21 protein-coding genes and 4 tRNA genes are annotated in these 20,189 nt (G+C 34.5%); 19 read left to right on the top strand and 6 right to left on the bottom strand.

The window, feature by feature from the left end; all coding sequences use genetic code 11:
* The first annotated feature begins 31 nt into the window (after positions 1–31).
* The 3 genes from fni to ATZ99_RS09860 all read left to right on the top strand — a co-directional run bounded on the left by fni (position 32) and on the right by ATZ99_RS09860 (position 2,614).
* Positions 32–1,072, top strand: coding sequence for a type 2 isopentenyl-diphosphate Delta-isomerase (gene fni / locus ATZ99_RS09870; RefSeq protein ID WP_068749061.1), 1,041 nt, complete (start codon positions 32–34; stop codon positions 1,070–1,072).
* 102 nt (positions 1,073–1,174) lie between these two features.
* Positions 1,175–1,549 (top strand): adenosylmethionine decarboxylase, encoded by a 375-nt coding sequence (gene speD, locus ATZ99_RS09865; RefSeq protein ID WP_068749060.1) that lies wholly within the window; start codon positions 1,175–1,177, stop codon positions 1,547–1,549.
* Positions 1,550–1,840: 291 nt separating this feature from the next.
* Positions 1,841–2,614: a CheR family methyltransferase gene (locus tag ATZ99_RS09860; protein ID WP_245641372.1), complete on the top strand. Its 774-nt coding sequence runs from the start codon at positions 1,841–1,843 to the stop codon at positions 2,612–2,614.
* Here the strand turns inward: ATZ99_RS09860 and ATZ99_RS09855 are convergent.
* The 6 genes from ATZ99_RS09855 to ATZ99_RS09830 all read right to left on the bottom strand — a co-directional run bounded on the left by ATZ99_RS09855 (position 2,609) and on the right by ATZ99_RS09830 (position 5,520).
* Positions 2,609–4,036 (bottom strand): sigma-54 interaction domain-containing protein, encoded by a 1,428-nt coding sequence (locus ATZ99_RS09855; protein WP_068749058.1) that lies wholly within the window; start codon positions 4,034–4,036, stop codon positions 2,609–2,611. The two genes, ATZ99_RS09860 and ATZ99_RS09855, sit on opposite strands and share 6 nt — an antisense overlap.
* 251 nt (positions 4,037–4,287) lie before the next feature.
* Positions 4,288–4,872, bottom strand: a complete 585-nt coding sequence (locus ATZ99_RS09850) for a LysM peptidoglycan-binding domain-containing protein (RefSeq protein ID WP_068749057.1) — start codon at positions 4,870–4,872, stop codon at positions 4,288–4,290.
* A gap of 306 nt (positions 4,873–5,178) precedes the next feature.
* A tRNA-Lys gene (locus tag ATZ99_RS09845) sits at positions 5,179–5,254 on the bottom strand.
* A gap of 8 nt (positions 5,255–5,262) precedes the next feature.
* Positions 5,263–5,348, bottom strand: a tRNA-Tyr gene (locus tag ATZ99_RS09840).
* A gap of 10 nt (positions 5,349–5,358) precedes the next feature.
* Positions 5,359–5,434 (bottom strand) — tRNA-Thr (locus ATZ99_RS09835).
* A 9-nt stretch (positions 5,435–5,443) separates the two neighbouring features.
* Positions 5,444–5,520 (bottom strand) — tRNA-Ile (locus ATZ99_RS09830).
* A gap of 129 nt (positions 5,521–5,649) precedes the next feature.
* Between ATZ99_RS09830 and ATZ99_RS09825 the strand changes: the two genes are divergently transcribed.
* The 16 genes from ATZ99_RS09825 (at position 5,650) to purB (ending at position 20,182) form a co-directional block, all read left to right on the top strand.
* Positions 5,650–6,699 carry a M42 family metallopeptidase gene (locus tag ATZ99_RS09825; RefSeq protein WP_068749056.1) on the top strand — a complete coding sequence of 350 codons (1,050 nt, stop codon included), beginning with the start codon at positions 5,650–5,652 and terminating at the stop codon, positions 6,697–6,699.
* Positions 6,690–7,706: a M42 family metallopeptidase gene (locus ATZ99_RS09820; RefSeq protein WP_068749055.1), complete on the top strand. Its 1,017-nt coding sequence runs from the start codon at positions 6,690–6,692 to the stop codon at positions 7,704–7,706. Before ATZ99_RS09825 ends, ATZ99_RS09820 begins: the two co-directional genes overlap by 10 nt.
* A 1-nt stretch (position 7,707) precedes the next feature.
* Complete coding sequence (locus tag ATZ99_RS09815; protein WP_068749054.1) at positions 7,708–8,685, top strand: M42 family metallopeptidase; 978 nt, start codon at positions 7,708–7,710, stop codon at positions 8,683–8,685.
* Between the two features lie 148 nt (positions 8,686–8,833).
* On the top strand, positions 8,834–9,046 hold the full coding sequence (locus tag ATZ99_RS09810; RefSeq protein WP_068749053.1) for a 4Fe-4S dicluster domain-containing protein: 213 nt from the start codon (positions 8,834–8,836) through the stop codon (positions 9,044–9,046).
* Positions 9,047–10,174 carry a 2-oxoacid:acceptor oxidoreductase subunit alpha gene (locus ATZ99_RS09805; RefSeq protein WP_068749052.1) on the top strand — a complete coding sequence of 376 codons (1,128 nt, stop codon included), beginning with the start codon at positions 9,047–9,049 and terminating at the stop codon, positions 10,172–10,174.
* A 1-nt stretch (position 10,175) separates the two neighbouring features.
* Positions 10,176–11,012, top strand: a complete 837-nt coding sequence (locus ATZ99_RS09800; RefSeq protein ID WP_068749051.1) for a thiamine pyrophosphate-dependent enzyme — start codon at positions 10,176–10,178, stop codon at positions 11,010–11,012.
* 12 nt (positions 11,013–11,024) lie between these two features.
* Positions 11,025–11,546, top strand: coding sequence for a 2-oxoacid:acceptor oxidoreductase family protein (locus ATZ99_RS09795; protein ID WP_068749050.1), 522 nt, complete (start codon positions 11,025–11,027; stop codon positions 11,544–11,546).
* A gap of 18 nt (positions 11,547–11,564) precedes the next feature.
* Positions 11,565–12,758: an aminotransferase-like domain-containing protein gene (locus ATZ99_RS09790; protein ID WP_068749049.1), complete on the top strand. Its 1,194-nt coding sequence runs from the start codon at positions 11,565–11,567 to the stop codon at positions 12,756–12,758.
* A gap of 134 nt (positions 12,759–12,892) precedes the next feature.
* Positions 12,893–13,198, top strand: a complete 306-nt coding sequence (locus ATZ99_RS09785) for a hypothetical protein (protein ID WP_068749048.1) — start codon at positions 12,893–12,895, stop codon at positions 13,196–13,198.
* A gap of 124 nt (positions 13,199–13,322) precedes the next feature.
* A complete protein-coding gene (locus ATZ99_RS09780; protein ID WP_068749047.1) occupies positions 13,323–14,513 on the top strand; it encodes a tetratricopeptide repeat protein in 1,191 nt (396 codons plus the stop codon).
* Between the two features lie 14 nt (positions 14,514–14,527).
* Positions 14,528–15,289: a 5'/3'-nucleotidase SurE gene (surE, locus tag ATZ99_RS09775; RefSeq protein WP_068749046.1), complete on the top strand. Its 762-nt coding sequence runs from the start codon at positions 14,528–14,530 to the stop codon at positions 15,287–15,289.
* A 22-nt stretch (positions 15,290–15,311) separates the two neighbouring features.
* On the top strand, positions 15,312–15,473 hold the full coding sequence (locus ATZ99_RS11705) for a YpmA family protein (protein ID WP_083947456.1): 162 nt from the start codon (positions 15,312–15,314) through the stop codon (positions 15,471–15,473).
* A gap of 76 nt (positions 15,474–15,549) precedes the next feature.
* On the top strand, positions 15,550–16,650 hold the full coding sequence (locus ATZ99_RS09770) for a hypothetical protein (RefSeq protein WP_068749045.1): 1,101 nt from the start codon (positions 15,550–15,552) through the stop codon (positions 16,648–16,650).
* A 106-nt stretch (positions 16,651–16,756) separates the two neighbouring features.
* Positions 16,757–17,485: a DUF6612 family protein gene (locus tag ATZ99_RS09765; protein WP_068749044.1), complete on the top strand. Its 729-nt coding sequence runs from the start codon at positions 16,757–16,759 to the stop codon at positions 17,483–17,485.
* 23 nt (positions 17,486–17,508) lie between these two features.
* The gene (locus ATZ99_RS09760) at positions 17,509–18,708 is read left to right on the top strand and encodes a pyridoxal phosphate-dependent aminotransferase (RefSeq protein WP_068749043.1); all 1,200 of its coding nucleotides are present in this window, start codon (positions 17,509–17,511) and stop codon (positions 18,706–18,708) included.
* 46 nt (positions 18,709–18,754) lie between these two features.
* Positions 18,755–20,182, top strand: coding sequence for an adenylosuccinate lyase (gene purB / locus ATZ99_RS09755; protein WP_068749042.1), 1,428 nt, complete (start codon positions 18,755–18,757; stop codon positions 20,180–20,182).
* Positions 20,183–20,189: the final 7 nt, after the last annotated feature.

Raw genomic sequence — 20,189 nt, 5'->3', positions numbered from 1 at the left:
CAAATCCTCCCCTTTAAAAGGAGAGGTGTAATTGTCAATAATAACAAGGTTAAAACGAAAAAAAGAACATATCAAGTATTCGCTTATGATGGAAAAACACATAAAAAGAGATGTATTCAAAGATATTACAATAATACATAATTGCTTATCGGAGGTATATTTTGACGAATTGGATATTTCTTCTTCTCTAATTGGTGCGAAATTAAATGTTCCATTGATAATCAACGCCATGACCGGGGGAATCGAAGAAAGTTTTTACATAAACGGAGCTCTTGCAGAAATCGCAAGAGAAAAAAAACTGGCATTGGCTGTAGGATCTCAAAAAATAGCTTTTAAATATAAACATGCCCGGCAAAGCTTTAAAATTGTTAGAAAAATAAACAAAGACGGCATAATTTTTGCAAATATTGGAACCGATTGTACTTTGGATCAGGCTAAAGAAGCGGTGAAAATGATAGAAGCAAATGCTTTACAATTACATCTAAATGTGCCTCAAGAGCTATTTATGAAAGAGGGAAGAAGAGATTTCCGGGGTACCTGCGAGAGAATACGGGAGATTGCTGAAAATTTAGATGTTCCTGTTATTGTAAAGGAAGTCGGTTTCGGAATTGCCAGGGAAGAAGCATTAAGAATATTAAAAGCAGGGGTAAAAATAATTGATATTGGAGGATTTGGCGGCACCAACTTTATAAAAATCGAAAGCATGAGACAAAAAATAAAACCGTATAAATTTGAGAATTGGGGAATTCCCACAGCTGTTAGTTTAATCGAAGTATTATCTGTTGCAGAAGGGAAAGCAGAAGTTATTGCATCAGGAGGGATTAAGGATGGGCTTGATGTAGCAAAGGCCCTTGCTTTGGGGGCAAAAGCTTGCGGGATTGCAGCCCCTATTCTCTACCGGCTTTTAAAATATGGTAAAAAATCGGTACTAAATTATTTAGATGAGATAATTTATGAACTAAAATTAACGTTAGCAATGGCAGGAGCAAATAATTTGAAGGAATTAAGCGAAAGACCTATTTATATAGGTGGAAATACGTATAAATGGCTGAAATTTAGGGGTATTTACTAAAAAATCGCAGATTTTAAAGAAAATCTATTGACATTCTAAAATAATTTGCTACAATTTAATGTGATTGATTAATTTTTTTGCAAAGGGGGCTGTGATAGTAAAATGAAAGCATTGGGCCGTCACATCTTAGCGGAAATTTACGATTGCGATCCTTTTGTTTTAAATGACAGAGATTTAATCGAAGATATTTTGGTAAAGGCTGCTCTTGAAGCGGGAGCCGAGGTAAGGGAAGTTGCCTTCCATAAATTTAGCCCGCAAGGTGTAAGCGGTGTGGTAGTAATTTCTGAATCACATTTAACCGTTCATACGTGGCCAGAACTTGGGTATGCCGCGGTAGATGTTTTTACCTGTGGCGACAAGGTAAATCCGTGGGATGCCTGTAACTATATAGCTGAAAAATTTCAGGCAAAGCATATGACAGCTTCTGAAGTAAAAAGAGGGGTTTTTGAAAAACCTGTGAAAGTGGTAAACTTTTAAAAGAGACTGAAAGAAGGGGATAGGTTGATTTATAAGAACTCAATATTTTTTGATTTTGCGTTTGATTAAGTAGAAAAATGCGGGACGGAATGTCGCGCATTTTTCTGTTTTTATAGAGAATTAATTTTTAGCATGAATAATATGATAAAGATTGGTTAAAATTAGAATAGACCCCCTTTACATTAGCCCCCATGGTACACTATTGTTTTGGTTGTGTACCATGGTTTTTTTTTATTTAATTATGTATAATTACAATATATAATGAACTATAAAATGGGTGAGGGGATTTTATTGCAGGATAAATATTACGAATTTATTGAAAAAATTAATAAAATAACAGGAATTAACCTTTCATTATACAAGGAAAAACAGATGAAGAGGCGTATAGAATCCTTTATCAGAAGGCATGGCTTTGAGGAATACGATGATTACTATAAGTTTATCAAAGATGACCAAAATAGGATAAGAGAGTTCCTTAATTATCTTACAATAAACGTTTCTGAATTTTTCAGAAACCCCGCACAATGGGATATATTAGAAAAAGATATTATCCCCAATTTAATTTCAAACAACAATTCATTGAAAATTTGGAGTTCGGCTTGTGCGAGCGGGGAAGAACCTTATTCGGTGGCTCTTTTGTTAAGAAAGATAAATTTTGACAAAGCAGAAATAATAGCTACTGATATTGATGAGGATGCTTTGGAAAGAGCAAAAAAAGGACTTTATAATGAAAAAATAATTACAAATGTACCTGAAGATTTAAAAAGAAGATTCTTTATTAAAAGAAAAGAAGAATATGAAATATCTGACGACATAAAAAATATGGTGAAATTTATAAAATTGAATCTTTTAACCGATCCATTCCCTAAAGGGATCCATTTAATTTTATGCAGAAATGTTTTAATATATTTTACCGAAGAAGCAAAAGAAATGATTTATAAAAAGTTTAATGAATCCTTAGCTGATGACGGAATTTTGTTCGTAGGAAGTACTGAACAAATAATAATGCCTCATAAATTTGGCTTTTCCAGCATAAAAAGCTTTTTTTATAGAAAAATTTCATAAATTTTCTTTTTGAATACTGTATTTTTTTATTCTATATTGTAAGGATTGCCTTTTTAATCCCAATTTTTCTGCAGCCCGGGTTATATTACCCTGGCATTCCCGCAAAGTGTCAATTATTAATTTTCTTTCAAAATCATCCAATTGCTTTAAAGCACTACTTTTTTGAAAAGTTGTGTTGTTAATCAAAGCTTCATTTAAAAAATAGAAACTTACATATTTTAAAGAGTCAAAAGTAATTATTCCATCATCCTGACAATTCATTAATCCTTCTATAAGGTGCTCTAATTCTCTTATATTTCCGGGCCACGAATATTGTAAAAATAAATCCATCAGCCTTTTATCGATTCCTGTTACATTTTTACCGAATTTTTTATTGTACTTTTCAATAAAATGGTTCGAAAGTAATATGATATCATCTTTTCTTTCTCTTAGTGGAGGGATTTCTATATATATTACGCTTAACCTGAAAAACAAGTCCTTTCGTAAACGGCCAGTTTTTAATAGAATTTCAGGTTTTTCGTTTGTAGTAGCTATAATCCTTACATCAACCGGTATATCGTATGCTGCACCAATTCGCCTTACTACACCTTCCTGCAGTACTCTTAATAGCTTACTTTGAAGGTTTAAACCCATACTGTTAATTTCATCCAATAATAGGGTTCCTCCATCCGCTTGTTCAAATAACCCCGGTTTATTTTCTGCTCCGGTAAAACTTCCCTTGGTAGTGCCGAAAAGAAGGGCCTCTAATAAAGATTCGGGTAAGGCTGCACAGTTTTGAGCGATAAAAGGACCGTCTTTCCTGGGGCTTTCTGCGTGAATGCTTTGAGCAAAAAGTTCTTTTCCTGTACCGGTTTCTCCGTAAATCAAAATTGAAGAAGAGGTTTTAGATACTTTTTTAGAAAAAGCTATCAATTCTTTTATTTTTTTATTTTCGCCGATTATAGAACTAAAATTGTATTTCAAGGAAATATTATTATCCTTTAAAGTTTTTGCCCCCGAAGCTATTTGTCTTAGCTCTACCACTTTTTCTGCAAGGTGGTAGATATTAGTAATATCCCTTGATACCTCAAAAGCTCCGATTATACTACCGTTTTCGATAATAGGGAAGGTAGTATTGACCGCTTTAATTTCGTTTCCTAAAAAACTCCGATATTGCTGATATCGTTTTAAAACAGGCTTTCCTGTTTTTAGTACCTGGCATATTGTGCTTTCTTCGGGAGATAAAGAAGGGTAAACCTCAAATAAGTTTTTGCCAATAACCTTATCGGGATCTATCCCTTCAAATTTTCCCAATATTTTGTTGTAGAACAATATTTTGAAATTATTATCGACAATTATTATCCCCTCATCAAGAGAGTTAAATATCCTCTTAATTGAATCATAAGAAAAGATGTTATAGAGCTGTTTCTCAATATCGTACATATATATCACCAAATAAATATTTCTATATTATTAATTTATTTCCTTCTTTAAGTATAATATTTCCCGGGGCATAGCAATATTTGACGGTATTAAAAAAACGTAGACAATAAACGACAAAATTTTGCTATATTTCCTAACAATGCCCCAAAACCTTATTGAAAGAAAAATATTTTACTCATGAACAAAAAAAGGCTACACTACCAAAGATATCATGTGTGTAGCAGACAAATTAAATGAGCAAAAATTGAAAATTATAAATGACAGCTACCACTGCGTATCGTTGCATACAATATAACATCACCGGATATGCCGGTTTTAGAATTAACAGGACGTATTACTAATCTGGAGTTAGGAACAATTGATGCGAAGGTAGGAAGTTCTATTCTGGTAGCCCAGGTAGGGGGATTTTGAATACTTGGAAACAATTGATTGCCAAAACCTCCTATATCAGGAATATAAATTTCCCCTACATAATTATCAAAATTACCAAATGAGGAAGGTTGAGGTAGCGTTGCCAAAAAGCTGACTGCTTGACCTCCTTGAGGTGCAAAATTAACAAAAGCCACCGCTCCTGTTCCAAACGGCAAACGAAATTGAAGCGTGGAGCTTAGAACGATACAACATGGGTAGGGAATAAGACCCGGCACGCAAAGTACATCGCCGGCATTTATAAGATTAGGATCATTGATATGACGGTTATTTACTGCAAGGGCTTCAAGGCGTGTTCTGAACATCTGAGCTATATTAAAAAAGGTATCTCCAGGCTGAACGGTATATCGGCCCTGAAAAGCGGGAGGACAGGATCGAGGAACTCTACGGACTTGTTTATCTGACATAGTTAAACCTCCGTATAGTAAAATTACTTTGTAATAATATAATATGTTGCCATGATAAGAATTGAAACAAAGGTTTAAAGGGAAATTAAACAAGTAGCAACATCCTCAGCAGGGCGAGGTTATCATTGAAAGGCAAAAGCATCGCAGCAGGAGGAAACCAAACAAGAACCCCCGGCGTTGGTCCGGGGATTTTTTGTTTAGGAGGGTTATTTATAATGTGACATAAAATGTGACCTTTTTACAGCTATTTCCATTTATTTAGGTCACAAAAATAACCTCCGTTACAGGAGGTATAATGCTTTTTTATGGTGGGCCATGTAGGCTTCGAACCCACGACACCCTGATTAAGAGTCAGGTGCTCTACCAACTGAGCTAATGGCCCACATTTAATGGTGGAGAGAGGTGGATTCGAACCACCGAAGGCATCGCCAGCAGATTTACAGTCTGCCCCCTTTGGCCAGCTCGGGAATCTCTCCACTAACTTAATGGAGCCGACGATGGGACTCGAACCCGCAACCTGCTGATTACAAGTCAGCTGCTCTGCCAATTGAGCTACGTCGGCATAAAATTTTGGTGGGCCCACTAGGACTCGAACCTAGAACCGACCGGTTATGAGCCGGTTGCTCTGACCGATTGAGCTATGGGCCCGAACGCAATTTATAGTATACATGAAATTAAAAAATTCGTCAATACTTACAAATAAAATTTTTAGATATAAAATTTGAAGGAAACTAATAATAGTTGTAGAAGTTATATATTGGAAAGGAGGCAAAAAAATTGGATATTAAAGATTTATTAAAGGAATTAATAACAGATCATTCTCCTTCCGGAAGGGAACCGGAGGCTGCTTTTAAAGTAAAAGAATTATTCGGTAAATTTTTTGATGAAGTTAAGGTAGATAAACTGGGAAATATCATAGGGAAAAAGACGGGAAAGGACTCAAAATTTAAAGTTATGATTGCCGCACATATGGATGAAATTGGCATGATGGTCACAAAAATTGAAGAAAGGGGCTTTATTAGATTTACATTTGTGGGTGGAATTGACCAAAGGATTTTACTGGGTCAAGAGGTCTTAGTACACGGCAAAGAAATTGTCCACGGTATAATAGGAAGTAAACCACCTCATTTGCAAGAACCTGATGAAAAAAGTAAAGCTTTGAAAAAAGAAGATTTATTTATTGATACCGGTCTTCCCTACGAACAAATTAAAGATATTGTGAGCGTTGGAGATTTCATTACTTTTAAGAGAAAACCTGTGGAACTTTTGAATAATCATTTTGCCTCTAATGCCCTGGATGATAAGGCCGGTATAGCAGCAATACTATGCTGTATAGAGGAGCTAAAAAAATTAGTTTTCTCCGCGGATGTGTATGGGGTCGCTACTGTACAGGAAGAAGTGGGTTTAAGAGGAGCAATAACCTCGACTTATGGTATATATCCCGATATTGGTATTGCAGTAGATGTCGGACATGGAAATATTCCGGATTTGCCCGAAGAAGAAACTTTTAAATTGGGAAAGGGTCCTGTCATAGCTTTAGGCCCCAATATTCATCCAAAAATTTATGAAAGATTAAAAAACTTAGCCGATGAATATAAATTACCTTATCAGATTGACCCAAATCCTTCCTATACTGGAACGGATGCCTGGTCAATACAGATAACTCGAGCCGGTGTTCCGACAGGGCTAATTTCTATACCTCTTAGATATATGCATACTACCGTGGAAACATTAAATACTGAGGATATTAAACTGATCGGAAGATTGCTTGCATTGTTTATAGCTTCTGTGGATACGGAATTTGTGGAGGGATTAAAATGTTATTAAAGAGACTTTCTGAAGCTGCAGGTGTTTCGGGAAATGAAAATGAAGTGAGGGATATATTAAGGGAGGAATTAAAGGGATATGCAGAAATTAGAACGGATGCTTTGGGAAATCTAATATTTGAAAAAAAGAATGAGGGCAAAAGACCAAGAATAATGCTGGCAGCACATATGGATGAAGTGGGATTGATGATAACCTCCATACTAAAAAATGGGTTTTTAAAGTTTGAAACTGTGGGAGGAATTGATGAACGGGTACTTGTTTCAAAGATCGTTACAATAGGCCCAAATAAGGTTTTCGGAGTTATAGGTGCAAAACCCATTCACAGGCAGGAACCCAAGGAAAGGGAAAATGCATTAAAAATAAAAAATCTTTATATAGATATAGGTGCAAAAGATCAGGAGGATGCGGAAAAAAAGGTTAAAATTGGCGATTACGCTTGCTTTAATACGGAATTTGAAATATTTAAGAACAATATTGTAAAAGGAAAGGCTTTAGATGATAGAATCGGATGCTTTGTGGTAGCGGAAATAGTAAAAAGGAATTATGAAGTGGAAATTTGCGGAGCTTTTACTGTTCAAGAAGAGGTTGGATTAAGAGGCTCCGGAGTTGCAGCTTACCAATTAAAGCCCGATGTCTGTATAGTGGTAGAGGGAACTTTTGCTTCCGATGTTCCTGGTATGAAAGAAGAGGAATACAATACTTTACTTGGCAGGGGACCGGCGATAACTACAATGGATAGAAGCTTTATTGCCGATAAACGTTTAAGGGATAGGGTATTTGAAATAGCAAAGAAAAATAACATACCATGTCAGCCAAGAAGGACAAATTTAGGAGGTACCGATGCGGGCAGAATACAATCTATCGAAGAAGGAATACAAACAATAGTTATTTCAGTTCCTACTAGGTATATTCATTCACCTGTTAGTATCGCTGATCTTAATGATATTAATAATACGATTTCCTTGGTTAATGCTTTAATAAACGATTTTCAAGAAAGGGGAATATAAAGTGAAAGATCTATTAAAGAATTTAACCGAATCTTACGGTCCTTCAGGCAATGAAGAAAAAATTCGAAATGTTATTAAAGAATTGGTAGAGCCTTATTCGGATGAAATTAAAATAGATGCAATGGGCAACTTGATTGTTCGAAAAAAAGGCCCGGGAAAGAAATTAATGTTTGCTGCTCATATGGATGAAATAGGATTAATAGTAACTAATATTGATGAGAAAGGTTTTATAAGGTTTTCAAATATAGGAGGAGTATCTCCCTATGTGTTATTAGGAGAAAGGGTAATATTTGAAAACGGTACGGTGGGGGTAATTGGAGTTGAAAAATTGGAGGATATTAAAGAGCTAAAGATGAAAAAACTTTTTATTGATATAGGAGCATCATCGAAAGAAGAAGCAATGGAAAAAGTTAAAATTGGTGATATGGCAACTTACTACCGGGAATGCACTTTCCTTGGCAAAAGTATTTCTGCAAAATCTTTAGATGATAGAGCCGGATGTGCTGTACTTATAAAAGCGCTTAAAGAAGTAAAAAATCCAAAATATGATTTATATTTCGTATTTACAACTCAGGAAGAAGTAGGCACAAGAGGTGCGAGAACTTCGGCTTATGCAATTGAACCGGATCTTGCAATTGCGGTGGATGTTACCTTATGCGGAGATACTCCTGAAGGAGAAAAAATGGCAGTGGAACTCGGCAAGGGACCGGCTGTTAAAATAAAAGATATGAGTGTTTTAAGCCATCCCGAAGTAAAACAGCTTTTAATTGATACTGCAGAAAAAAATAAAATTCCATATCAGAAGGAAGTATTGGATATGGGTGGCACTGATGCGGGAGCAATACATCTTACCAAGGAGGGTGTCCCTTCCGGCGGAATTGCAATACCCACAAGATATGTTCATACGCCCTCTGAAATGGTTAATTTAGATGATTTAGAGAATACAGTAAAACTAATTTTGGCTTTAATTGAGCAATAACCGTTAAATCAAAGTCCTTATGCTTTACAAAAATTTTTTTAAAATAAAAAGGCAAAAAATTGTAAAATGGCATAAATATTGCATTAATATTAAAGCTTAGAAAATAATATAATTAACTTATTATCATAAGTTTTCTGGAGGGGTCAAATTGAGTAAACGATTTAAAGTTAAGATTAATGAACAAAGGTGTAAAAAATGTGGAATCTGTGTAGCATTTTGTCCCAAAAAAGTTCTAAGAATAGATATAAATACTTTTCCTATTGTAGATAAGGAAGAAGAATGCATAGGTTGTAATTTGTGCTATTTGCGATGCCCGGATATTGCCATTTTTGTAGAAGAAAAAGGCGAAGGGGTGGTTTAAATGCATGAAGACATTAAATTTCTTCAAGGGAACGAAGCCTGCGTGGAAGGGGCCCTAAAGGCAGGTGCAAGGTTTTATGCTGGTTATCCTATAACTCCTTCTTCCGAGATAGCAGAGCTCGCATCAATAAGGCTTCCTGCAGAAGGGGGAGTATTTATTCAAATGGAGGATGAAATAGCGAGTATGGCAGCTTTGGTAGGAGCTTCTTTTGCAGGTGCGAAAGCTTTTACAGCTACCAGCGGCCCGGGATTTTCCCTTATGCAAGAAAATATTGGACTTGCAATAATGACCGAAGCACCATGTGTCGTAATAAACGTGCAAAGAAGTGGTCCGAGCACGGGGCTTGCTACAAAACCAGCTCAAGCGGATGTAATGCAAGCCAGGTGGGGCACTCATGGGGACCATGCTGCAATTGTACTTGCACCTGCGACGGTGCAGGAATGCTATGATTTAATAATTTATGCCTTTAACTTTGCTGAAAAATACAGAACACCGGTTGTATTTTTATCGGATGAGATTGTAGGCCATATGCGAGAAAAAGTCGTATTGCATAATAATATACCTATTGTCCAAAGAAAAATGCCCAATATCGATCCAGGCAAATATAGACCGTATGAACCAGAAAAAACGGGTGTGCCACCTTTGGCTTACTTTGGAAGCGAGTATACCTTTCATGCTTCCAGCTCAATGCATGATGAAACTGGTTTTCCTAACAACTCTCCACAAAATGCTGAAAAGGTAGTTAAGAGGTTATATAACAAGATTTACCAAAATAAGGAAGATATAATAATTACTAAGGAATTTTGTACTGAAGATGCTGAAATACTGTTTATTTCTTTTGGAGCATCTGCAAGAAGTTCCAGGGAAGCTGTTAATATTTTGAGAAAACAGGGTAAAAAAGCAGGTCTTTTACAATTAAATACCCTGTGGCCTTTTCCCGATGAAAAAGTAAGAAATTTAGCTGATAGGGCGAAAATAGTAGTTGTACCGGAAATGAACTTGGGGCAAATTATAGGAGAAGTTCAAAGGGTGTTAAACAACGGTATACCTGTTATAGGAGTTAACAAAGTAAATAGTGAAATAATAACCCCCTTTGAAATAATTGAGAAGATTAAGGAGGTTATATAAGGTGGCAAGGAACGTATTTGACTATATAATTGAAGAAAAACTACCTTTTTTTTGGTGCGAAGGATGTGGTAACGGAATAATATTGAAAACTATTGCTAAGGTATTTGCAGATTTAAATTTAGATCCGCGTGAAATCGTAGTTGTCACCGGGATAGGATGTTGGGGCAAGGCAGATGATTATTTATCGGTTAACAGCCTTCATGTAACTCATGGAAGAGCGCTTCCTGCTGCTACGGGAGTTAAACTGGTGAATCCCAACTTGAAAGTTTTAGCTTTAATGGGAGATGGAGACGGGTTAACCATAGGAGGTAATCATTTTATTCATGCAGCCAGAAGAAATATTGATATCACCGCTATTATTTCAAATAACTTCAATTACGGTATGACCGGAGGGCAAGTATCGGGTACCACACCGGAAAAAAGCATTACCAGCACATCGAGATTTGGTTCCGTTGAGCCTCCCTTTGATGTAGTTAATTTAGCAATTGCCGCAGGAGCAAGTTATGTGGCCAGGGCTACCGTATATCATGTTAACTTGTTAGAAAAATATATAAAGAATGCCATAATGAAAAAAGGTTTTTCGGTGGTGGATGTAATTAATGTATGCCCTACTTATTTTGGAAGACTTAATAAATTGAAGACTTCTGTGGAAATGATGGAGTTTTTAAGGGATAATAGCACATTTAATAAAAATGAAGGAGATATTAACTCAAATAAGTTTGCTCTGGGAGAATTTGTGAACATTGAGAAACCGGATTTTTCCACAAAGTACTTAGAGGTTCAAAAACAAGCTAAGGAAAAAATATTTTCCCTTGAGCAAGATTCTGGTGCAAGGTAGGAGGGTATCAGCATGGGAAGAATAGAAGTTGTTCTTGCAGGTTCTGGAGGACAGGGATTGTTATTGATCGGTAAAATTTTAGGTGAAGCAGCAGCAATTTTTGATGGAAAAAATGCCGTGCAGACTACAGCCTATGGAGTAGCTACAAGAGGGGGCTTTTCCAAATCGGAGGTAATAATTTCTGAAGACGAAATTGCCTTTCCGGAAGCTATGGACCCCGATTATATTGTATGTCTTTCACCCCAGGCCTTTGAAATTTACAAAGGAAGAATAAAGGAAGGAGCTATATTAATTTACGATAAAAATACGATAAAATGTGAAAACAATGAGTATTATGGTTTTTCGATGACAAATGCTGCAGTGGAATTAAAGAATATCAGAATTTTAAATATGATAGCATTGGGTATTCTGGTAAAGATATCGGGAATTGTAAGTTTGGAGGCAATAATTGAATCGTTGAAAAAAAATTCTCCCGATCAGTTCAGGGACCAAAATCTTAGGGCGTTTTATAAAGGTTTTGAAATGGTATTGTAAACTGTAAGGGGTGGAAAAATGGATTACAATAAAATTTTTTCCGATGGGATTGTTAGCCTGCCTCCCTCTCCTATAAGAGAGCTTTTAAAAGTATCCCAAAGACCCGGTGTAATTTCCTTAGCAGGAGGTAACCCTTCACCGGATACTTTTCCTGTGGAGGATTTGAAAATATGTTTTGAAAAAGTAATGGGGGAAAAACCACAAAAAATACTTCAATATAGCCCCACCGAGGGATTATCTGAATTAATAGAAGCTGTTCGATCTTTATCTTTAGAAGATGGAATAAAATGCGAGATGGATAATATTTTAATTACTACCGGTTCTCAACAGGGTATGGACTTAGTGTGCAAAATACTTTTAAACCCGGGAGATGAAGTTATAGTAGAATTACCCACTTATCCCGGGAGCCTTCATACTTTAAGAAGTTATAAGGCTAAAATAACCGGGGTGCCGGTGGATGAAAAAGGTATAAACGTAAATCTATTAGAAGACATCATTAGAGAAAGGGCTATGAAAGGTAAGATCCCTAAATTTATTTATACTATTCCTACTTTTCAAAATCCATCTGGGACCACATTATCTGAAGAGAGAAGAAAGTATATTATACAAATAGCAAAGAAATATGAAATAATTGTAGTTGAAGATGATCCCTATTCAAAGCTAAGATATTCCGGCAAGTTCATTAAATCTATAAAGTCCTATGACGAGGAAGGTTTTGTAATATATATGAATTCCTTTTCTAAAATTTTTTGTCCTGGAGTACGGGTCGCATGGATGATAGCGGATAAAGAAATTATAAAAAAGATGATAATCGCAAAACAGGGAATGGACTTGCATACCAGCAGCTTAAATCAGGCAATAATAGCGGAATTTTTGAAGCAGGGAAAACTTAAATCTCATTTAGATCGTATTGTTCCTTATTATCGTGAAAAGTGTGATATTATGGTAAAAACCGTAAATGAATGTTTTGGAAACAGGATTATTTTTACAAGTCCCGAAGGCGGTTTTTTTTCATGGATTACTTTAAAACAGGATATAGATACCAAAGAGTTTATATATAAAGCTATCGAAAGAGGTGTGGTCTACGTTCCGGGTTCTTCCTTTGGCCCGGGAGAAGAAAAAGAATTAAAGTCTTCTTTGAGGCTTTCATTCGCCACCGTAAATAAAAATGATATAAAAAAAGGAATAGAAATTTTATCGGAGATTTTTTGACAGGTTAATAATTTTAGAATTTAATTTCAAACTGTTGGAAATTACTTTCCGACAGTTTTTTATTTTGATTCACATTATACGGGAAAATATCATAAAAGTAATTTAAGGGATTAAGAACATTGGAGGGGATTGTATTGACATACGATTGCAAATTTTTAAAACTACACAAAAAAATACCGCTTATAGAAAACGAACTTAAAATTTACAAGTGCCTTTTAGGGAATGCCCTATTAAAAGAAAAGGATTTAGATGAAAAATGGGCCTGTAAAGGTTGTAAAGTGAAAGATTTTAACGACAAAATTTGCATAAACTTAATTCCACAAAAAGAGTTTATTAAACGCGGTGTAAGCGAGACATTCTTTATTTGTACTTTAATGAATGTAATTTTTAAAGAGCCCGAAGAGTTTTGCTTGTTAAATTGCAAATACCGTGAAATTTAGATAAAAATATGTCGATATATATAAAATCTTATGAAAATTTGTATAAAGGAAATTTTTTTTGATTATAGAATTAATATATAGTTTCTATTAAGGCAAGCTTTCACTTAATTTGGGGGGAATTTAGATGTTAAAAACCGAAGCTTGGGAAATCTTTAGTAAAATAATTGAAAGTGTAGGAACAATATATGTTCAAAATTCCTTATCTTACATAGAAATATATGTTTATAAAATTATGTTCCATATTGGCCTCTACTCCAAAGGGCTATATAAAATAGAAGAAAAAATAAAAAAAGAAAAGTATCAGGATATATATCTTTTGGCTTTTGGGGGTCTGTTTTCTTTTTTATTAAAGGATTATAAAAAGGCATTGAAATACTTCAGAGAAATAGAAAAAATTACTAATTCCTCTTTTGTACAATATTTCTTGGGGAAAATTTATGAGGAATTGTCCGAATACGATAAAGCTATTGAAAAGTATGAACTTACTTTGACCACTCCGGAATTGAAATTAAAAGCTTATTGCAATATAATAAAAATTTTATATAAACTTGAAAAATATGAAGAGGCTATTAATCTTATCGATTTTATAATAGATTCTACTGAAGGGGAAAATTTAAAGTCCTTATTAAACCATAAAGGGCTATGTTTATTAAAAACGGGGAATATTAAAGATGCCAAAAAGAGCTTTGAAAAAGCCCTGGAAATTTCGGAAAACGATTTGAGTGTTAAACAGAATCTTGCTACATGTTTATTGATGATGAAAGATTATAAAAAGGCAGTAAAGCTTTTTAAAGATGTTTATGAAAAAAATGATGTGGACATTACATTGCTTAATAACTTTACTACAGCTTTAGCAGGTTTAGGAAGATATGATGAAGCAATAAAATTATGTGAAAAAGGATTAAGAATTGATAGTCAAAATAGTGATCTTTTAATAAATTTAGGGTATTGCCTGTATAAAAAAAATATGATTAATAAGGCTATGGAATGTTTTAAACAGGCCGAGAAAATAAACCCTGAAGACTATACCCTTCAAAACAATATTGCTTATTGCCTGATATCTTTGAAACGCTATAAAGAAGCATTGGAAATATTAAATAGGATTTTGCAAAAAAAGGCAAAAGATGATATATTATTAAATAAAGCCTACTGTCTTTTCAAAATGGGTATGTATAAGGAAGCTGCGGAATGCTATGAAAAAATAGACCCTGAAAGAATAGATTTTAATATAAAGACAATTATTGGTATATGCTACGAAAATATGGGTGATAAGGAAAAGGCAGTAGAATTTTATAATAAAGCGTTAACAGCTTAAGCGGGGTGAAAATTTTGAAAATACTTGTATCAAACGATGACGGAATATATGCCGAAGGAATATTTGCACTGGTAAAAGAACTAAAAAATATTGGAAAGGTTTTTGTAGTAGCGCCCGACAGGGAAAGAAGTGCTACTGCTCATGCTATAACCATGCATAAACCTTTAAGGGTTGATAAAGTGGAAATTTTTGGGTCAGAAGTAACATCCTTTAAGGTTAATGGTACGCCTTCGGATTGCGTTAAATTAGCTTTGGATGCATTGCTTAGAGAACCCCCGGATTTAGTGATTTCGGGAATTAACAAAGGACCTAATTTAGGGACAGATGTAATTTATTCGGGTACAGTATCTGCGGCAATAGAAGCATCAATCTATGGTATTCCTGCTATTGCTGTTTCAGTAGCTTCTTATGAGGATGTAATTTTCGATTATCCAGCAGAAGTTATTAGAAAGCTGTGCGAGTACATAAAAGATAAAGAATTTCCAAAGGACTCACTATTAAATATAAATATTCCTGCTTTGCCAAAGGAAAAAATAAAGGGGGTAATGATAACCCACTTAGGGACAAGAAAATATAAAAATTGCTTTCATAAAAGATGTGACCCAAGGGGAAAGGATTATTATTGGTTAGCCGGGGAAGTTGTCGAAGATCTTATGGATGAGGATTCGGATGTGTGGGCGATTCATAATGGTTACATATCTATTACTCCCATTCACTTTGATTTGACAAAGTATGAAATTATGGATATGTTAAAATCATGGAGAATAGATTTTTGAATTATTTTAAGAAGGGGATTTAATGGAAGACAAGTTGGAATTAATTGGGCAAAAGGAATTAAATTATAATGATGAATTATATAAATTGGTGGATTTTTTAAATAAGACCTTTAAAAAGAAAGGTTTTATTTTCGGAATAACAAAAAAGGAAGATAAAGCTATAATATCCGTATACGAAACTTAACCATATAATAAATGAACCTTTTATACCCCTCCTGAATATTCTAAGTATTAAAGTCATTTTAGGAGGGGTAATTTTTATGAGAGGAAAAGAAAGAAAATATTTTCCTGGAACCAGCACTCCTTACGGATATGTGCCATTTTTTAGTAATGTGATATCGTGGAAAGAAGCCCAAAAAATTTATGTTTTAAAAGGCGGTCCGGGAACCGGTAAGTCCACTTTCCTGAGAAAATTAGGGGAAAGATTATTGGAAGAAGGTTACGATGTAGAATTCCTTCATTGTTCAGCCGATAGCAATTCTTTAGATGGCATTTACCTGGCTAAGGAAGGTATTGCTCTTTTGGATGGGACAGCTCCTCATGTAATAGACCCAAATTTCCCTGGAGCAGTGGATGTAATTATAAATTTAGGAGATTATTGGAACGCAGATAACCTAATGAAAAATAAGAATGAAATTATAAATCTGCAGGAGAAAATTAAGGATTGTTATTTACATGCTTTTACTCATTTAAAAATTGCAAAGGCTTATTATGATGAGGTGGAAAGTATTTACTTTAAAGCTATTAAAAAATTGGAGTTTCAAAGGTTTATAAATGAATTAATTCATGATGTATTCAAAGATAAGCAAGCATTTCATAAAATTCCAAAGGTAAGAAAAATGTTCGCCAGTTCAATAACACCCGAAGGAAAGGTTAATTTTATCAAAAATCTTTTTGATCCCCTTGAATATAAATATATTTTTACATCTACCTCCGGGGAATTAGTAAATGAGGTTATGAAAGCTATTAGGGACAGAGCATTAATGTTGGGATATAATATAGAAGAATTCCACTGCCCGGTTACTACAGAGAAGATTGATCATTTAATATTACCGGAATTAAGCCTGGGTTTTGTTACTTCAAAAGAACCTCATTTATACTCTGAACCGGTAGGAAATTTCAAACTTGTGAATTTGGATGACTATTTAGAGTTCAGCAAGATATATCAAAACAAATTTGTTAAATTGGTTTCCGATAAAATAATCAATGCTTTAGATGAAGCTGTTGAAGGCATGAAAGAAGCAAAACGTCTGCATGACGATTTAGAAAAATTCTATGTAGAGTCTATGAATTTTTCTAGAATAGACAAATTATTAGAAGATGTATATGAAGATATCATTAAAAATATTGATCAGGAATAGGGCTTTTTAAGCCCTTTTTTACTTTTTTGTTACAAAAAAGGAAAAATAAATTAAATGAAGAATAATTAATAATAATATAAAGGAAGTAAATTTTAGGAGGAAAACAATGAGATTAAATAGAGTTAAATTGTATTTTATAATTATTATGATCGTTATTACTTCGGCAATATATGTTATAAGTTGTGGAGATAAATTCAGCAATTTACAACCAAAAGATTCTATAATAAAAGCAAGTGAAAAATTGAAATTAGTAAAATCGTATAGGATGAATATAGAAGCGGTCTTTACGATAAAAGAAGTAGACCAAAAACTTTCTTTCACAGGAGAAGTACAGAACCCAAATATGATGCACCTGAATGGTGATTTAATGGGAATGAACATTGATATTTATCAAAAAGACAACAGTTTTTATATAAAAAATCCTCTAAATGGTAAATGGGTTAAAACGGATGATTTTGCGTTTGGTGAAATGAACGATATCCTTAAAACCCCGGAAAAAACCTTAGAAAAACTTAAGGATATAATTGAAAAGGCTGAATACCTAAATGATGAAAAAGTAAAAGGAGTAGACTGCAAGGTTATAAAATTTGTTCCAAATAGTGAAAAAATAAAGGAATTATTAATCGAAGGGACTAATGCGGAAGATGTGGATGAGGTACAGGCGGTTTATACTTTATGGGTCGGTAAAAAGGATTTCTTAATTTATAAAATGAAAGTGGATATATTGATTAAAGATAATTCCTCCGGGAACAGAGCTATGAATATGACCGTTGATTTATTTGATTTTAATAAAAAGGATGTTGTCGTTAATTTTCCCACCGATTTGCCTAAATAATTATTAAATAGGAGGTAAAAGCTATGTTTCTTTCGGAAAAAGCTAAAGGTATAAGTCCATCTCCTACTTTGGCAGTAGATTCCAAAGCTAAACAAATGAAAAGTGAAGGGTATGATGTGATCGGTTTTGGAGCTGGAGAGCCGGATTTTGACACACCTTCCTTTATTAAATCCTCGGCAATCAAAGCTATAAATGAAGGTTTTACAAAATACACCCCGGTAGGAGGTATTCCTGAATTAAAAAAGGCAATAGCTGATATTTTTAACGAAGAGTTGGGCCTTACATATAAGCCCGGTGAAATTATTGTTTCTAATGGAGCTAAACAATGTCTTTACAATGCTCTTTATTGTCTTGTGAATCCAGGAGACGAAGTATTAATACCCCATCCTTATTGGGTAAGCTATCCTGAGCTTGTAAAACTATGCGGGGGAACTCCGGTTTTTGTACCCACTTATGAAAAAGATGATTTTAAAATGAAAAAGGATGTAATTGAACCTTTAATTACTTCAAAAACGAGGGTGATTGTTGTAAATAGCCCCAATAATCCGACGGGTAGTGTATATTCAAAGAAAGAATTGGAAGATATTGCTGAGCTTGCAATACGATACAATTTATTTATTATTTCTGACGAGATCTACGATAAACTTATATACGATGGTGAAAAACATATAAGTATAGCTACCCTCGGTAAAGAAGTTTTTAATAGGACTTTGATAGTAAATGGTGTATCTAAGGCATATTCAATGACCGGTTGGAGGATAGGTTATGCGGCGGGACCCGAGGAAATTGTGAAAGCTATGACCGATTTTCAAAGCCATACCACATCAAACCCCAACTCTATTGCTCAAAAAGCTGCTTTAGAAGCACTTACAAATCCCGAGAGAAAGCAAGCTATATCTTCGATGGTAGAAGAGTTTTCCAAAAGAAGAGATTATATGGTGGAAAGGATAAATCAAATACCAGGGCTTTCATGCATAAAACCTAAGGGAGCTTTTTATGTAATGATGAATATTACAAAGACTTTTGGAAAGAAAATAAAAGGTTTCGAAATAAATAATTCTACCGATTTTGCTCAAAAGCTATTGGAAAATTATATGGTAGCTGTTGTTCCGGGCATAGCTTTTGGAACAGAGGATTTTGTGCGGTTATCGTATGCCACCTCTTTAAAAAATATTGAAAAAGGCATTGATCGAATTGAAAATTTTGTTAGAGACTTGGTATAATAAGCAGGTAAAGACCTGCTTATTTTTTTGAAAAGGAGTGAAGGCATTGAGGGATATTTTCGAAAATCCTTTAATAGATAGGTATGCAAGTAGAGAAATGCTGGAAAACTTTTCACCTCAAAAAAAATATTCCCTATGGCGTAAATTGTGGATTGCTCTTGCTGAAGCAGAGAAGGAACTTGGAATTCCTATTACAGAAGAACAAATAGAAGAGATGAAAAAATTTGCTGAAATTATTAATTTTGAGGATGCAGAAGCATTCGAAAAATCTACAAGACATGATGTAATGGCACATGTATTAGCCTATGGTAAACAGTGTCCCAAGGCAAAGCCAATTATTCACCTGGGTGCTACCAGTGCTTTCGTAGGGGATAATGCCGATATAATCTTAATGAGAGATGGGCTTGGGATTTTAAAGAAAAAATTGATTAATGTGATTTCCAATCTATCGGAATTTGCGATGAGATTTAAAGACCTTCCCACGCTGGGATTTACACATTTTCAACCGGCCCAATTAACTACGGTGGGGAAAAGGGCTACCCTCTGGATATACGATTTAATTTTGGATTTAAAGGATATTGAATATACAGAACAAAATTTGGTATTACGGGGTGTAAAAGGCACAACGGGCACTCAGGCGAGCTTTTTGAAACTTTTTGACGGGGATGAAGAAAAGGTAAAAAAACTTGACAGAATGATTGCTAATAAATTTGGCTTTGAAAAATCTGTTCCTGTTTCCGGGCAAACATATACAAGGAAAATTGATAGCTTTATATTGAGAGTTTTACAGGGGATTGCTGAGAGCGCACATAAATTTGCAAATGATATAAGATTACTTTCAGGATTAAAGGAGATAGAAGAACCTTTTGAAAAAACTCAAATAGGATCATCGGCAATGGCATATAAGAAAAATCCCATGAGATGTGAAAGAATGACCGCACTTTCAAGATTTGTAATTGTAACTGGATTAAATCCATATATTACAGCATCCTGCCAATGGTTTGAAAGAACCCTGGATGATTCTGCAAATAGAAGAATTGTTATTCCTGAAATGTTTCTTGCTACGGATGCAATTTTAAACATTTATTTGAATGTAAGTGCGGGCCTTATCGTTAATGAGAAAATCATCGAAAATCATGTAAAAGAAGAACTGCCTTTCATTGCTACCGAAAATATTTTAATGGAAGCGGTAAAAAAGGGTGGAGATCGCCAGGAGCTTCATGAAGCAATAAGGATTTATTCCAGGGAAGCGCAGGAGGAAATAAAACAAGGGAAGGAAAACAATCTAATTAATAAAATTGTAGAAGATAAAAGATTTAAAATCAGCAAAGAGGAGATTATTAAAATACTTGAACCTAAAAATTATATTGGCAGGAGTCCATCTCAGGTTTTGGAATTTCTTCAGGAAGAAGTAATGCCGTATTTACAAAAGTACCGTGAATTTCTCGGTATTTCCAGCGAATTAAAAGTATAAAAGGAGG

It is taken from the genome of Thermovenabulum gondwanense (genome assembly GCF_001601575.1).
Lineage (GTDB): Bacteria > Bacillota > Thermosediminibacteria > Thermosediminibacterales > Thermosediminibacteraceae > Thermovenabulum > Thermovenabulum gondwanense.
The sequence above is the reverse complement of the archived record's forward strand: the minus strand, read 5'-3'. Positions and strand labels throughout refer to the sequence as shown.

What these genes read in the sequence shown, in the direction of transcription:
- speD (WP_068749060.1), top strand. Translation starts at nt 1,175, where the DNA reads ATGAAAGCATTGGGCCGTCACATCTTAGCGGAAATTTACGATTGCGAT.
- ATZ99_RS09855 (WP_068749058.1), bottom strand. Translation starts at nt 4,036, where the DNA reads ATGTACGATATTGAGAAACAGCTCTATAACATCTTTTCTTATGATTCA.
- ATZ99_RS09850 (WP_068749057.1), bottom strand. Translation starts at nt 4,872, where the DNA reads ATGTCAGATAAACAAGTCCGTAGAGTTCCTCGATCCTGTCCTCCCGCT.
- ATZ99_RS09820 (WP_068749055.1), top strand. Translation starts at nt 6,690, where the DNA reads ATGTTATTAAAGAGACTTTCTGAAGCTGCAGGTGTTTCGGGAAATGAA.
- ATZ99_RS09805 (WP_068749052.1), top strand. Translation starts at nt 9,047, where the DNA reads ATGCATGAAGACATTAAATTTCTTCAAGGGAACGAAGCCTGCGTGGAA.
- ATZ99_RS09795 (WP_068749050.1), top strand. Translation starts at nt 11,025, where the DNA reads ATGGGAAGAATAGAAGTTGTTCTTGCAGGTTCTGGAGGACAGGGATTG.
- ATZ99_RS09790 (WP_068749049.1), top strand. Translation starts at nt 11,565, where the DNA reads ATGGATTACAATAAAATTTTTTCCGATGGGATTGTTAGCCTGCCTCCC.
- ATZ99_RS09780 (WP_068749047.1), top strand. Translation starts at nt 13,323, where the DNA reads ATGTTAAAAACCGAAGCTTGGGAAATCTTTAGTAAAATAATTGAAAGT.
- ATZ99_RS11705 (WP_083947456.1), top strand. Translation starts at nt 15,312, where the DNA reads ATGGAAGACAAGTTGGAATTAATTGGGCAAAAGGAATTAAATTATAAT.
- ATZ99_RS09770 (WP_068749045.1), top strand. Translation starts at nt 15,550, where the DNA reads ATGAGAGGAAAAGAAAGAAAATATTTTCCTGGAACCAGCACTCCTTAC.
- ATZ99_RS09765 (WP_068749044.1), top strand. Translation starts at nt 16,757, where the DNA reads ATGAGATTAAATAGAGTTAAATTGTATTTTATAATTATTATGATCGTT.
- ATZ99_RS09760 (WP_068749043.1), top strand. Translation starts at nt 17,509, where the DNA reads ATGTTTCTTTCGGAAAAAGCTAAAGGTATAAGTCCATCTCCTACTTTG.